Raw genomic sequence first — 14,319 nt, 5'->3', positions numbered from 1 at the left:
GTGAATCCTTCATCTCAATCCACATCCCTGCACGATGCAGCTCAAGACATCCGCCTGCAGGCAGCGGCCTGGCTGGTGCGCCGTGCGGACGAGGGCTGGCTGCCTGAGGATGAACAGGCCTTGCAGCTTTGGCTGAATGCGGATGCTGTCAATCGCCAGGCTTATGCCCATGCCCAGCGCACCTGGGCTGAACTGGGGGCGCTGGGACCGTCGGGGCTGCTGCCGGATCGGGGTGCAGACACGGTTCTGCAGACCAAGCCTTTGCGACAAGGATTGGTGCGGCGACGCCTGTTGTGCCAAGGGGCCGGAGCTGCAGTCTTTGCGGCAGGTGCCTTGTGGGTGGGTGCAGGCAGTCAGATCATGCTGGCCTTCGAGGCGGATTACCGCACCGGGGTGGGCGAGCGGCGCGAAGTGGCGCTACCCGATGGCAGCCGCGTACATCTGGGCGGCGACAGCGCCGTGGCCGTGCGCTACGACACAAGGCAGAGACAGGTGATCTTGCTGCGAGGCGAAGCCTTGTTTGACGCAAAACCCGTCGCAAAACCCGTGGATGCGTCCGGTGGGCGTGATGCGGAGCAGCGACCTTTTGTGGTTGCCGCAGCCGACGGGCGTACCCGTGCGCTGGGCACCCGCTTCATCGTCGAGCGACTGGACGCAAGAACGCAGGTGACCGGTGTGTTCCACCAGGTGGAGGTGTCGCTGGACCATATGCCGCAGGATGCGGTGGTGGTATCGCCGGGCCAGCGCGTCAGCTATGACAGGCAGGGAATGACGGCCTTGCAGTATCTGGGCGAGGATGCCGGCCAGTCCTGGGCGCGTGGGCTGCTGGTCTTCGAGCGCATGATGCTCGCCGATGTGGTGGGGCGCCTCAACCGCTATCACACCAGCCGTATCGTGGTGCGTGACCAGGCGCTGGCGCAGCGGCGCGTCAGCGGTGTTTTTCTGCAATCCGATGCTCACGGTGCCGTGCAGGCCATAGCCCAGGAACTGGGCGCGCGCTTGCTGCAGTTGCCGGGATTGGTGGTACTGCTTTGAGTTATTTCAAATAATTTTGATTCGTATTTACTGAATCTCGCGCGTCAACCGTCTTCTCTGAAGAGAGGCATCGCGGAGCGCACCCGGCAATCGGGTGTTGCGTCTGCCTTGCGGTCACAGAACTTCAGAGGACGCCATGAACCGATGGGCAACAGGAGCCGATAGTGCTCTGCCGCAGACATACAGTCGCCAAGTCAATGAGCACGCCAGGGGGCGTCGCACAGCCATTGCCATGGCCATCAGCGTGGCCTTGCTGGGGCAGGCCTGGGCTGACGAGAATCCGGCCCGGCCTGCTGCAGCGGCACAGGGCGATGCAGCTCAGGAACGTGTCGAGTTCGATCTGCCCAGAGGAGATCTAGGCCAGGCTCTGGTGGCTCTCGGTGCGGCAGCCGGACTGCGCCTGGTCTTCGATCCGCAGAGGTTGCAGGGCCTGTCCGCTCCTGCAGTGCGGGGTGCGATGACGCCGGGCGAGGCATTGACCCGGCTTTTGCACGGCAGCGGCTTCGCACATGTGTTCACGGGCAACGGAGTGGTGCGGCTGAAGCCCGTGTCCGGCCCCTCGGCAGAGGCCGCTTCAGCCGCAGAGACTCAGGACGATGAGCCGCCAAGCCGCGTCATGCCGACCGTGCTGGTCCTGGCGGATGCCGAGCGGGATGAAAAAGACCGGCAGTACCGCACGGCAGGCTCCAGCAATGTGCTCAAGCGCGAAGACATCGAACGGTTTCGCGGAACCTCGGTGGGAGATATCTTTCAGGGCACGCCTGGTGTGCTGATTGGCGAGAATCGCAACAGCGGTGGCCTGGATGTGAACATCCGCGGCATGCAGGGGCAGGGCCGTGTGCCTGTGCTGGTCGATGGTGCGCGCCAGGAAACCACGGTCTACCGTGGCTATGCGGGCGTCGCTTCGCGCTCCTATATCGACCCCGATCTGATTGGCGGAATACAGATCGAAAAAGGCCCAGTCATGGGTGCGCAGGGCACTGGCGCGGTGGGGGGGCTGGTCAGCGCCCGTACCCTGAATGCCGATGACATCGTGCTCCCGGGCCAGACCTTTGGCATCCGTCTGCGCGGCAGCCTGATCGGAAACAACAGCGGATCGGCACCGGCGCCGGGGACCAAGGCAGGCTTCAATACCGGCGGCAGTTCCAGCAACGGAACGGGAGGTGTCTATCGCACCAACTGCGTGATTGCCAGCCTGTGTGACGGGCCATTCGACATCGCCCATGTGGTGCCGCCTTCCGAGAGCATGAACCGGCCCGGCCTGATGCAGCCCAAGAGCTGGGCGGGAAGCATTGCGCTGGCCAAGCGCTTCGAGAAGGCCGATATTGTCGCGGCCTACGCGCGGCGCAGCCAGGGCAACTATTACGCGGGAACCAAGGGGCCGGTGCCTTCCCTGGATCTGTCGGAAACCTATAACCGTGGCTTCTATACCGAAGTGGTTCCCAAGGTGGTGGGAGCCACGCGTTTCCGTGGCGGCGAGCGCATTGTCAACACCAACCACGAGAACGAGTCCGTGCTGCTCAAGGCACGCTTGTACCTGCCCAATGATCAGGAGCTGGAAGCAGGCTATATGCGTTACTCCAGCACCTATGGCGAGCTGATGCCATCGCAGCTGCTGTGGCTGGGGCAGGTGGCACAGACCTCCAACAGCAAGGTGACCGCAGACACCTATACCCTGCGTCACCGTTGGAACCCCGAGAACAATGACTGGCTGAACCTGACCAGCAATCTCTGGCACACCAACACGGAAAGCCTGAATCAGAACTACTCGGAAGACACCGTCAACGAGATGTTCGGAGCCGGCACCGAGAACTACAAGCGCTGGGGCTTGGACATCAGCAACAGCATGCGCTTTGGCAGTGCCGGCGGCATCAAGCTGGACTACGGACTTGCCGCACAACTGGAGAAAGTCAACGGCGTTGCCACCGGCAATATGCTCACCTCCGGCGGGCGCATGGGACGGCGCACTGAATGGAGCCTGTTCACCGATCTTCAGTGGAAGCCCCTGCCCAGCGTGACCCTGGGGGCCGGGCTGCGTCATACCCGCTTCGAGTCGCGTGATGACAAGCCCATGATGGTCAGCCCCGACAGCGCTTACTGTGTGGACAGCAAGGGCACGGGAAGCTGTGATCCCCTGATGATGAACAGCCGCAACAACGGCACTTCACCCATGTTCAGCGCGCTATGGGATGTCACGCCCAGCGTGCAGCTGTACGCACGCCATGCACGTGCCATGCGCATGCCCAGCCTGTTCGAGACCACGGCGGGCTACTCCGTATCTCCCTCGCAGGACATCCACCTCAAGCCGGAGCGCACGCTCAATCGCGAGATCGGCATCAACTTCCTCAAGGATGGCGTCTGGCGCAGCAGCGACAAGCTGCGCGCCAAGCTGGCTTACTTCAGCAACACCACCAAGGACTATCTCACCCGCACCTTCCCCAACACCTGGGAGGAAGGCTCCGGCCGCCAGTTCTTCACCTTGCGCAATATCGAAAGCGTGAGCTTCGACGGCTTCGAGGTCTCGGGCTCCTACGACATGGGGCCGGTCTTCATGGAGGCCAGCGGCACGCGCTATACCTTCATCGAGACCTGCCACTTTGGCAGCTTCCGGCGCTACACCTGCACCGACTACGGCATCGCCAACAGCTATGTCAACAACATGATTCCGCCCAAATGGCACGCCAGTGCCCTGCTGGGTGCTCGCCTGCTGCAGCGCAAGCTCACCGTCGGAGTGCGCGGCACCTTCATGGGCAAGCGCAATCCGACACCGGAATTCAACAACGAAACCGCCCAGGGCTTCAACCAGGTCGTGCCGTGGCACTCGTATGTGCTCTGGGATGTCTTTGCCAGCTACAAGCTCAGCGAGCGCGTGAATGTGGACTTCAACGTGGACAACGTGACGGACCGCTATTACCTGGATGCCCTGAGCCTGGGCATGGTCCCGGCGCCGGGGCGCACGGCACGCCTGAGCGTGACCCTGCAGTTCTGACAGCGCATTGCACGCCTGCGGCGTGCCTGCCTTCGATTCTTTCGCAGCATCAGCCTGCTTTATTGCAAAGGAAATTTCAGCCATGAAATTCTTGTCTCGCCATGTCCTTTGGGGTCTTGGCCTTTCCATGCTCCTGGCCGCCTGTGGCGGCGGAGGAGGCGGAGGTGATGATGGTGGCGGCACGGGCAACCTCAACCGTCCCACGGCCCGCATCGCTGCCTCCGCTGCCGCTGCGAGCGCCGGTGACACCGTCACTTTCGACGGCTCTGCGAGCACGCCAGCCAATGGCAGCACACTGACCTATCAATGGAAAGTCACGGAGCGCCCCGCTGGCAGCACGGCGGCGCTGGCGACACCGACCGCTGCGACCTCCAGCTTCACGCCCGATCTGCCCGGCAACTACAGCATCAGCCTCGGTGTGAGCGATGCCGTGACCTCGAGCAACGAGGTCAGCGTCAAGCTGGAAGTCCGCAATCCCAACCCGGTGGCCGTGACGTTGCCCGAGCTGGCGCAACTGGTCAACACCACGGTGCAGCTGGACGGCACGGCCAGCCAGCCGCCCGCAGGAGGCAGCGCCGCTGACCTGCGCTTCAACTGGACGCTGGTGGAAAAGCCGGACGGCAGCAAAGCCGCGCTGGACAGCCCTCATCTGTCCCAGCCTCGCTTTTTGGCTGATGTGGTGGGCCTGTACCGCGCAACGCTGGTGGTCACGCATGGCAGCAAGAGCAGCCAGCCGGTGACGATCAGGATCAACGCCAATCAGATGCACACGGCTCCGGTGGCCAAGGCTGGATCGAATATCGACAACGCGGTGCGCGGTCAGCGCGTGCAGCTCGACGGCTCGGCCAGCACCCATGTGGAGGGCAGCACCCTGCAATATCGCTGGTTCTTCGCACCTGCCGGCCGGCCCTGGGGTTCGCAGGCCGTGATCGAGGGCAGCAATACGGCCAGGCCGACCCTGGTTCCGGACTTTGCCGGCACCTATCGCTTGACGCTGGTGGTGTATGACGGCACGACCACGGCTTTCAGCGAGATTCAGATCAAGGTCAAGAAGCCGGATGGCGCGCCCAACACCAAGCCGGTGGCTGTCATCTCCCGTCCTTTCGGCAAGTCTTTCGAAGCGGAACTGGGCACCTCCGTCATCCCCATCGGCGCCTATTCGCAGGACAAGGACGAGGACACGCTGACGCGTGAATGGACGCTGGTGTCCGCGCCTGCCGGCTTTGATGCCGCGAGCAAATTCAACCCCACCTGGGGCAATTTCACCGGCACGCATTACGGCAACTATGTGGTGCAGCTGCGCGTGAATGACGGCAAGGAGTGGAGCGAGCCGGTGACGCAGGTCTTTACCGTGCTCAACGGCGCCAACCGTCCGCCGGTGGCCAAGGCCTCAGTCATGGGGGGCGCGACTGCCATTGGCGTGGGCACCACGGTCACATTGACGGGCGAGGCCAGCACCGACCCCGACAACAACCGCATGAGCTATGCCTGGACCCTGCTGGACAAGCCCGATGGCAGCACCGCCAAGCTCAGCAATGCGACAGCCATGAACCCCAGCTTCGTGGCCGACAAACCGGGTCCTTACTCCTTCTCGCTGCTCGTGACCGACGAGCATGGAACGCCCAGCTCCGACGGTGTCTCCACTCTGGACACCGAGCTCAGCCTGAACGTCAAGACCAGGAACAACACGCCCATCGCGCGTCTGGCAGCGGATGTGCTCTACACCCAGGAGCAGCCTCTGGTCATCGGCCAGACCGGCAGGCAGCTGCGCTTTGGCGATTCGCCGGATGCTGCCGATATCTGGAACAGCTTCCTGTTCAACGGCAACGGCTATGACCCGGATGGCGACACGCTGACCTATCTGTGGACTCTGTCGCGTGAGCCCGCAGGCAGCAAGCTCAAGGTGCCAGAAAACATCTATATATGCGGCAACACCGGCAGCAACCAGTGGCCTGGTGCAACGGTCTCCACCTTTGTCAGCTGGATTGAAAAGAGCCTGGCCCTGCGCCAATGGACCTGCCCCGACCGTATCGGCATTGCGCCTACGGTGGCCGGTGCCTATGAGCTGCAGCTGGCGATCAGCGACGGCATGGCGTTTACCGGTCCTTTTGCCATGACGCTGCACGCCGTGGAGCGCCAGAACTACCCCAGCCTGTTGCTGGAGTACCTGGGCACTGCCACCTCTTCTGGTACCTTGTCCGAGCACGCACACCCCAACCGCCTGCCGCAGCAATTGTTCCCTTACGCCTCCGTACAGCGCGGCGAATTTCCCATCTGGCAGCATGAGCTGACAGGCGGTGTGCCGATGGCGGTGCAACGCTATCGCCTGACGGCCTATGGCGGTGACTACACCATCGCCGATCTGGCCGCCACTTCGGCGCAGAGCGGTTATGCGCTGAGCTTCCAGGGCCTGAGCAACGGCCAGGTGATTCGCAAGGGTGAGACGGTGGAATTCAGCCTGGTGATGCAGGTGCCGTCGCCCGTGCCAGCGGCTGCTGACCTGAACAAGGCCAGCGAAGGCATGCAGTGGTCCTTCCGCATTGCCGAGAAGAGCGGCTGGACCTTCAGCCACAAGCCCTTCATCTTCCCCTATTGATGAAAGCGCAGGCGGGCACCGAATCCAGAGGACTTGGTGTCCGCCTTCTGGATGGAAAGCGGAATTTCCGATGGATATATCGACGATAGAAGCCCAGGGGCTGAGCGCCTTGCTGCGCTCGGCCTCCCAGGCCAGCCATGGCCAGCTGGATCAACGCATCATGGCCGCCAAACCGTTTGCCAGTCGCGAGAGCTATGCGCAATTTCTTCGGGTGCAGTATCTCTTTCAGCGCGATGTGGCGGCCCTGTTTGAGCAGCCGGAACTCAATCGACTGCTGCCTGGTCTGGCCGGGCGCCAGCGTTTGAGTGCGGTCACCTGCGACCTGAGCGATCTGGGTCGGGCCCTGCCGCAGGATCTGCCCGCACCAGTGTTCGCGTCGGGTGCTGCCGTGGACCTTGCCACGGCCCTGGGCTGGCTGTATGTGGAGCAGGGCTCCAATCTGGGGGCAGCCTTTTTGCTCAAGGCAGCCGCAGCACTGGAGCTGAATGCCGACTTCGGCGCGCGTCATCTGGCACCGCATGCGCAGGGACGAGCGCTGAGCTGGAAGGCATTCAGCGCTCAGCTCGATGCCGTGCCGCTGGACCCTGTGGGCAGGGGGCGTGCGGCAGAAGCCGCGCAAGCTGCGTTTTTGACGGTGCATGGCTATGTGCAAACGCACTGTGAGCTTCATGTCTAGGCCAGCGCGGCTGCCGTCCTGGACTGTGCTGGTATCTCTGGTGCCGCTGGCGCTGCTGATCAGCGTGGCTGCAAGCCCGCCATTGCTGGCTCAGACTGCACAGTGGCAGGGCCTTTACGACAAGGCCTTGCGCCAGCAGAGCGAACAGGCGTATGGGCCAGCCGAGCAAACCGCGCGCCAGGCACTGGAGCTGGCAGAGCAGCAGCGCCAGGGCCAGCGCCCCTATATGGCCAGTAGTCTGAACCTTCTGGGCCTGATCCAGCAGGCCCGAGGCCACAACGCCGAAGCCGAACAGTCTCTGCTCAAGGCGTTGAAGCTGAATCAGACCAGCCTTGGAACGCATGCCAATACCGCATCCGTGGCCTGGAATCTGGGCAATGTGCAAAAGGCCATGCAGCAGCCGCGCGAGGCCGTGCAGAGCTATCAGCGGGCTCTTGAAGTGGCACAGGCCCTGCCGGCAGATGCCGTCTCGCTGGCGCTGCGCGAAAAAGCGCTGCAGGCCCTGGGCGATCTGCATGCGAGCCTGGGCGAGCATGACAAGGCGCAAGCCTATCTGCAGCAACTGTCGGCCCTGCCGGTCGATGCTGCGGCCCAGGTCGATGTGGCGACCCGCGTTCAAGGCCTGTTGACCCTGGCACGCAGCCAGGAGCAGCAAGGCAGTCTGGAGCAGGCGCAGCAGACATTGGACCAGGCAATGGCGCTGCAACAGCAGACAGGCGGCAGCAGTTCGAATCTGGTGTCCGTACTGCTGGCGCAGGCCAGGCTGCACCACCGAGAGGGCGACGATGCGAAAGCCGCCGCCCAGTACGAGCGCGCCAGGGACGTGCTGCTGCTGCAGGATCCGCAAGCCCTGGTCTTGGCCCAGGTGCTTAACGAGCTGGGCCTGTGGCGGGCGCAGAACAAGGACTATGCGCAAGCCCATGCATTGTTCGAGCAGGCGCAGGCCATTGCCGGCCTGCATGCGCCCGATGTGCTGTGGCAGGCGAATCTTCTGGCCAGCCGTGCGCGCATGGCCGAGGCCCTGCGCCATGAGGAGCAGGCGCAGACGCTATATGTGCAATCGCTGGCGCTGTACAGGGAGCAAAAAAGTCCCGAGGCCCAGGTGGGCAAGGCAGGCGTGCTCAACGGCCTTGCCGGCCTGGCCTACCGCAAGCGTCGTTTCCAGGAAGCGCAGCCCATGTTCATCGAGGCCTTGGGTCTGATGGAGCATGCGCTGGGCGGCAGCGATGCGCGCCTGTTGCCGCTGCTGGATAATCTTGCCGCCTTGCACCGCAGTCTGGGCCGGCCCGGCGAGTCGGAGCATGCGCGCCGGGCGGCGGCATTGCGCCGGGAGCTGAACCTGGACGGCTAGTGCTGCCTCGGGCCTGGATGCGCAGCCCTGAGGCCGGGGTTGGCCATTGCGCTTGAACGCCTTGGGACCGAGGGATTCGGACAGGGGGCGCCGGTGTCGACCCTTGTTCAGGCCGCTGCGTCGCGGCGGTGCAGCAGATCCAGGAACATCTGTGCCGAGCGGCTGATGGGCCGGTCCTTGCGAACCAGGCTGCCATAGGCCTCCAGACTGCGTCTGGTCCGATACGGCAAGATATGCAGCATGCCGTGGTCGGCATGCAGGTCCGCCACCGTGCGCGGAATCACGCCCACCATATTCGAGCTTCGCACCAGATTGATGGTGGTGAGTATGGAGCCGGTCTCGATCAGGCCGCGCGGCAGCGGCAGACTGTGCTCGCGGAACTCCTGCTCTATCAAGCTGCGCATGGGGCTGCCGGGCGGCTGCATCACCCAGCCATGTCCCTGCAAGGCCTGCAGACCGGGCCGCTGCAGCGACAGCAGAGGATGCTCCTTGCGCACGATGAACGCCAGCTGCTCGTCGTCGATCGGGCAAAAGCGGCAATCGCTGCCCGCTTCATTCGTCATGCGACCGATGACCACCTCCAGCACGCCCTCGCGCAACTGGGCCAGCAAGCGATCGCTGGTGTCCACGGCCACTTCCAGCTCCAGCAAGGGAAGCTGCTGTTTCAGCTCCAGCAAGGCCTGGGTCAGCCGCCCGGGCGATGCGGCCATGATGCTGCCCACGGCCAGCCTCCCGGAGCTTCCCTGGCGCAGCTCGCCCAGTTCGCGATTCAGGGCCTCGATATTGCCGCGCAGCGAACGGAAATATTCCAGCACCCGCTCTCCGGCCGCATTGCGCTGCAGCCGCCGTCCCACGCGCTCGAACAGCGGCTGACCCAGTGCATCTTCGAGCTCCTGCAGCATCTTGGTGGCTGCCGGCTGGGTCAGACCTAGTTCGGCCGCTGCCGCGCGCAAGGTCTGGCGCTCGTCGATGGCCAGTATCAAGGCCACCTGGCGCATGCGCAACCGGTTCAGCAGCTGGGGCGTGTTGTCGCGTTTGTCTATCGATCCCATGGCATGGCTTCTTATTGCTCCAGGTTATCGATTAATCAATAACTTTCAATTTACGCATATCAGCGCCTTCCCTAGCATCGGGCTGCGATGAAATAAAAAAGCCAAGGAGACAAATGTGCAAAGACGTCATCTACTTTCCATAGCCGCGGTGTGCGGCGCCGCCGCGCTGCCCTGGCAGGTCCAGGCACAGGACTCGGCTAATTGGCCCGTCAAGCCCGTGCGCATGCTGGTGGGTTCTGCACCCGGAGGCGGCACCGATGCCATGGCCCGCGCCGTGGCCGACAGGCTGGGGCCGCTGCTCAAGCAGCCGGTGATCGTGGAGAACCGGCCTGGCGTCTCCAACACGCTGGCTGTGGACATGACGGCCAAGGCTACCGACGGTCACACCATGGTCATGGGCGTGGTCACGGCCCATGCCATCGCACCACATCTGCTCAAGCTCGGCTATGACAACAACCGGGATCTGGTGCCCGTGGCCTTTGTCGGCTCGGTGCCCAATGTGCTGGTGGTGGGCAACTCCGTTGCCGCCAACACGGTGGCGGAGCTGGTGGCCATGGCCAGGAAGAATCCCAATCAGATCAACTTCGCCAGCAGCGGCACGGGCAGTACCCAGCATATCGCTGCCGAGGTGTTCAAGGATGCCGCAGGCATTCAGATCACCCACGTGCCCTACAAGGGCAGCGCTGCCGCCCTGGTCGATCTGGTCAGCGGCCAGGTGCAGATGAGCTTCGACACCATGCCCTCGGTCATAGGCCAGATCAAGGCCGGCAAGCTGCGTGCCCTGGCGGTCACTTCGCCCCAGCGCAACCCTCAGCTGCCCCAGGTGCCGACCATGGCCGAAGCGGGTCTGCGCAATGTGGAAATCAGCGCCTGGTACGGCATCTACATGCCCGCCTCCACGCCCAAGGCGGTTCAGCGAAAAGTGCATGACGAGGTCAACAAGGTCATCGCCATGCCCGAGACCAAGACCCGTCTCGAAGCCGTGGGGGCCGAGCTGCGGCCCATGCCCCAGGCCGACTTTGGCAGTTTTCATCTCGCCGAGTACAAGCGCTTCGGCGACATCATTCGCAAGAACAACATCAAGCTGGACTGAGCATGAGCAAGGCTTCTCTTCCCGTTGTCGCCCTGACCCTGGGCGATCCTTGCGGCATCGGCGCCGAACTGATTGCACGTTTGCTCGCCAGGCCGCAAGCCACCGAGCAGGCGAACCTGGTGCTGATCGGTGATCCCTGGCTCTGGGAGCAGGGCCAGCGCATCGCCGGCCTGCAGGTTGCAACCGCGGCGCTGGCCGGCCTGTCCGCTGCGCGCGAGCGTGCCGATACGCGGCTGCCGGCCTTTGTGGCCGTGGACACCGTCGCCCAGGCCGATGTGGTGCAGGGGCAGGTGGGGGCGGCAGGCGGCCGCTCGGTGCTGCAGGTGCTCGACCAATGCATGGATGCGGCCATGGCCGGCGATATCGACGCTATCTGCTTTGCGCCCTTGAACAAGCAGGCCATGAAGCTGGGCGGCCTGCGCCACGAGGACGAGCTGCACCACTTTGCCGAGTACCTGGGCGTGACCGGCTACTTCTGCGAGTTCAACACGCTGGGCGATCTCTGGACCTCGCGCATTTCCTCGCACGTGCCGCTCAAGGATGTGGCCAGCTACCTGAGCGTGGAGCGCATCAGCCAGGCGGCCGAGCTGATCTACAACGCCTTGCGCGCCAGCGGCCTGGCTGCTCCCAAGGTGGCGATTGCCGGCTTCAACCCGCACAACGGCGACGGCGGCACCTGCGGCCGCGAGGAAATCGACATCATCGCGCCCGCCGTGCAGGCCCTGCAGGCGCGCGACTGGCCCAGCGATGCGCCGTTTCACGGCCCGTTCCCGGCCGACACCATCTTCCTCAAGGCCCAGGCCGGCGAGTACCAGGCCATCGTGACCATGTACCACGACCAGGGCCAGATCGCCATCAAGCTGCTGGGCTTCTCGCGCGGGGTGACGGTGCAGGGCGGCCTGCCGATTCCCATCACCACGCCGGCCCATGGCACGGCCTACGACATCGCGGGTCAGGGCAAGGCCAATGTGGAGGCCACCTGGCAGGCGCTGCAGATTGCCGCACGCATGGGGGCCGCCCACCGCGATCGTCAGGCCGCACCGGCGGTCTGAGCCCATTTTCCTGGCGGCTTGGGCCGCCTGTCCTACTCACTCTTTTCTTCCGAGGTCTGTATGAAGATCAAGTCCGTCCGCGCCCGTGTCTATGAATGGAAGGGCAAGACCGTTCCGCCCCAGGGCAACTTCTGCTCCAACGCCATGGATCTGGTGTACTCCAACACCGAGTCCATGAGCACCTTCCGCTTCCATTCGTGGACTGTGGTGGAGATCGAAACCGATGACGGCATCATCGGTCTGGGCAATGTGGCCCTGGCGCCAAAAATAGCCAAGGCCATCATCGACGAGTACCTGGCACCTCTCGTCATCGGTCAGGACCCCTGGGACTACGAATACCTGTGGCAGCGCATGTACCGCGCCACCCACGCCTGGGGCCGAAAGGGCGTGACCATGGCCGCCATCTCGGCCGTGGACCTGGCCATCTGGGACATTCTGGGCAAGAGCGTGAACAAGCCCGTGTTCAAGCTGCTGGGCGGGCGCACCAAGGAAAAGATCCCCTGCTACTACAGCAAGCTCTACCGCACCGACCTGAAAGAGATGCAGGACGAGGCGCAGAAATTCCTGGATCAGGGCTTCAAGGCCTTCAAGATGCGCTTCGGCTACGGCCCAGCCCATCTGCAGGAGGGCGTGCGCGAGAACCTCAAGTCCGTCGAGGCGATTCGCGAAGTGATCGGCTACGACAGTGACCTGATGCTGGAGTGCTACATGGGCTGGAACCTGGAGTACGCCAAGCGCATGCTGCCCAAGCTCGCCAGGTTCGAGCCGCGCTGGCTGGAAGAGCCCGTGATCGCCGACGACATCGACGGCTACGCCGAGCTCAACGCCATGAACATCGTTCCCATCTCGGGCGGCGAGCACGAGTTCAGCCTCTACGGCTTCAAGCAGTTGCTGGACAAGAAGGCCGTCTCCGTCGTGCAGTACGACACCAACCGCGTGGGCGGCATCACGGCGGCGCACAAGATCAATGCCCTGTGCGAGGCCTATTCCGTGCCCGTGATCCCGCATGCCGGCCAGATGCACAACTACCACCTGACCATGAGCACGCTGGCCTCGCCCATGGCCGAGTACTTCCCCATCTTCGATGTGGAAGTGGGCAACGAGCTGTTCTGGTACATCTTCGACGGCGAGCCGGTTGCCGACAACGGCTTCCTGCAGCTGCGCGACGACGTGCCGGGCCTGGGCCTCACGCTCAAGACCGAGTACCTCGACCAGTTCCACATCATCGAGTAAGGAGACGCAGCATGCCCGGACTCTCCAATCCCCGTTACAGGGGCATCTTCCCCGTCGTGCCCACCACCTTCCACGAGGACGGCACGCTGGACCTGGCCAGCCAGAAGCGCTGCCTGGACTTCATGATCGACTCGGGCGTGGACGGCCTGTGCATCCTGGCCAATTTCTCCGAGCAGTTCCTGGTCTCGGACGAGGAGCGCGAAATCCTCACGCGCACGGCGCTGGAGCATGTGGCCGGCCGCGTGCCCGTGATCGTGACCACCACCCACACCAGTACCAAGGTCTGCGCCGAGCGCAGCCGCCGCGCCCAGGACATGGGCGCCGCCATGGTCATGGTCATGCCGCCCTACCACGGCGCCACCTTCCGCTTTGGCGAAGCCCAGGTGCAGGCCTTCTATCAGGGCGTGTCCGACGCCATCGACATTCCCATCATGGTCCAGGATGCGCCGGCCGCGGGCACGCCGCTGTCGCCGGCCTTTCTGGCCCGCATGGCCAGGGAGATAGCGCAGGTCAGCTACTTCAAGATGGAAACCGCCGGTGCGGCGGGCAAGCTGCGCGAGCTGATCGCTCTGGGCGGCGAAGCCATCGAAGGCCCCTGGGACGGCGAGGAGGCCATCACCTTGCTGGCCGACCTGGAGGCCGGCGCCACGGGCGCCATGACCGGCGGCGGCTTTGCCGACGGCATACGCCCCATCATCGAAGCCCACAGCGCAGGCGACAAGGACAAGGCCTTCGAGCAGTACCAGCGCTGGCTGCCGCTGATCAACCACGAAAACCGCCAGGCCGGCTTCCTGGCCGCCAAGGCGCTGATGAAGGAGGGCGGCGTGATCGCCTGCGATGCGCCGCGCTCGCCCTGGCCGCCCATGCATCCCGAGGTGCGGCGCCAGCTGCTGGACATTGCCCGCCGGCTGGATCCGCTGGTGCTGCGCTGGGCCCGTTGAGACGACTATGAATACAGGAGCTGGTTGCGCTTGTCTATTAAAGAATCTAGATGCTTTTCATGCTGATATCTATGAATAACAAGCGCAGCAAGCTCCTTTATCAAGAGCATATTCATGACCCCACACCACAACCTCATCAACGGCCAGTGGACGGCTGCTGACAGCTACTCCTCCAACACCAACCCCAGCGACCTGTCCGATGTGATCGGCGAGTACGCCCAGGGCGGCTCTGGCGACGTGCAGGCGGCCGTGGCCGCCGCCGCTGCCGCGTTTCCCGCCTGGTCCACCTCGGGCATCCAGG

11 protein-coding genes are annotated in these 14,319 nt (G+C 63.9%); 10 read left to right on the top strand and 1 reads right to left on the bottom strand.

Annotation, left to right across the window (positions count from 1 at the left end; genetic code table 11):
• The 5 genes from P353_RS04935 to P353_RS04915 all read left to right on the top strand — a co-directional run bounded on the left by P353_RS04935 (position 1) and on the right by P353_RS04915 (position 8,647).
• Complete coding sequence (locus P353_RS04935; RefSeq protein ID WP_052084722.1) at positions 1 to 1,035, top strand: FecR family protein; 1,035 nt, start codon at positions 1 to 3, stop codon at positions 1,033 to 1,035.
• Between the two features lie 136 nt (positions 1,036 to 1,171).
• Complete coding sequence (locus P353_RS04930) at positions 1,172 to 4,024, top strand: TonB-dependent receptor (RefSeq protein WP_232776261.1); 2,853 nt, start codon at positions 1,172 to 1,174, stop codon at positions 4,022 to 4,024.
• Positions 4,025 to 4,106: 82 nt separating this feature from the next.
• Complete coding sequence (locus P353_RS04925) at positions 4,107 to 6,620, top strand: PKD domain-containing protein (protein ID WP_157839512.1); 2,514 nt, start codon at positions 4,107 to 4,109, stop codon at positions 6,618 to 6,620.
• 70 nt (positions 6,621 to 6,690) lie between these two features.
• Positions 6,691 to 7,296 carry a biliverdin-producing heme oxygenase gene (locus P353_RS04920; protein ID WP_034366144.1) on the top strand — a complete coding sequence of 202 codons (606 nt, stop codon included), beginning with the start codon at positions 6,691 to 6,693 and terminating at the stop codon, positions 7,294 to 7,296.
• The gene (locus tag P353_RS04915) at positions 7,289 to 8,647 is read left to right on the top strand and encodes a tetratricopeptide repeat protein (protein ID WP_198529025.1); all 1,359 of its coding nucleotides are present in this window, start codon (positions 7,289 to 7,291) and stop codon (positions 8,645 to 8,647) included. Before P353_RS04920 ends, P353_RS04915 begins: the two co-directional genes overlap by 8 nt.
• A gap of 107 nt (positions 8,648 to 8,754) precedes the next feature.
• Here P353_RS04915 and P353_RS04910 read toward each other — a convergent pair whose 3' ends face one another.
• Complete coding sequence (locus P353_RS04910) at positions 8,755 to 9,699, bottom strand: LysR family transcriptional regulator (RefSeq protein WP_034366138.1); 945 nt, start codon at positions 9,697 to 9,699, stop codon at positions 8,755 to 8,757.
• A 115-nt stretch (positions 9,700 to 9,814) separates the two neighbouring features.
• On the opposite strand from P353_RS04910, the gene P353_RS04905 reads away from it, so the two are divergent.
• From P353_RS04905 to P353_RS04885, 5 genes are all read left to right on the top strand, one after another.
• Positions 9,815 to 10,792: a Bug family tripartite tricarboxylate transporter substrate binding protein gene (locus tag P353_RS04905; protein WP_034366135.1), complete on the top strand. Its 978-nt coding sequence runs from the start codon at positions 9,815 to 9,817 to the stop codon at positions 10,790 to 10,792.
• Positions 10,793 to 10,794: 2 nt separating this feature from the next.
• Positions 10,795 to 11,844, top strand: coding sequence for a 4-hydroxythreonine-4-phosphate dehydrogenase PdxA (locus tag P353_RS04900; RefSeq protein WP_034366133.1), 1,050 nt, complete (start codon positions 10,795 to 10,797; stop codon positions 11,842 to 11,844).
• 60 nt (positions 11,845 to 11,904) lie between these two features.
• Positions 11,905 to 13,077: an L-rhamnonate dehydratase gene (locus tag P353_RS04895; protein ID WP_034366131.1), complete on the top strand. Its 1,173-nt coding sequence runs from the start codon at positions 11,905 to 11,907 to the stop codon at positions 13,075 to 13,077.
• A gap of 11 nt (positions 13,078 to 13,088) precedes the next feature.
• Positions 13,089 to 14,018 (top strand): dihydrodipicolinate synthase family protein, encoded by a 930-nt coding sequence (locus P353_RS04890; protein ID WP_034366127.1) that lies wholly within the window; start codon positions 13,089 to 13,091, stop codon positions 14,016 to 14,018.
• Positions 14,019 to 14,132: 114 nt separating this feature from the next.
• Positions 14,133 to 14,319, top strand: a 187-nt coding sequence (locus P353_RS04885; protein ID WP_034366125.1) for an aldehyde dehydrogenase family protein, incomplete at its 3' end; no start/stop codon positions are given.

Source organism: Comamonas testosteroni (genome assembly GCF_000761245.1).
Lineage (GTDB): Bacteria > Pseudomonadota > Gammaproteobacteria > Burkholderiales > Burkholderiaceae_C > Comamonas > Comamonas testosteroni_C.
Note: the sequence above shows the minus strand (reverse complement) of the source record. Positions and strands in the feature narration are given on the sequence as shown.

Bases quoted from the DNA above. Each gene is read 5' to 3' on its own strand.
- P353_RS04930 (WP_232776261.1), top strand. From the start codon at position 1,172: ATGAACCGATGGGCAACAGGAGCCGATAGTGCTCTGCCGCAGACATAC.
- P353_RS04925 (WP_157839512.1), top strand. From the start codon at position 4,107: ATGAAATTCTTGTCTCGCCATGTCCTTTGGGGTCTTGGCCTTTCCATG.
- P353_RS04920 (WP_034366144.1), top strand. From the start codon at position 6,691: ATGGATATATCGACGATAGAAGCCCAGGGGCTGAGCGCCTTGCTGCGC.
- P353_RS04915 (WP_198529025.1), top strand. From the start codon at position 7,289: ATGTCTAGGCCAGCGCGGCTGCCGTCCTGGACTGTGCTGGTATCTCTG.
- P353_RS04910 (WP_034366138.1), bottom strand. From the start codon at position 9,699: ATGGGATCGATAGACAAACGCGACAACACGCCCCAGCTGCTGAACCGG.
- P353_RS04900 (WP_034366133.1), top strand. From the start codon at position 10,795: ATGAGCAAGGCTTCTCTTCCCGTTGTCGCCCTGACCCTGGGCGATCCT.
- P353_RS04895 (WP_034366131.1), top strand. From the start codon at position 11,905: ATGAAGATCAAGTCCGTCCGCGCCCGTGTCTATGAATGGAAGGGCAAG.
- P353_RS04890 (WP_034366127.1), top strand. From the start codon at position 13,089: ATGCCCGGACTCTCCAATCCCCGTTACAGGGGCATCTTCCCCGTCGTG.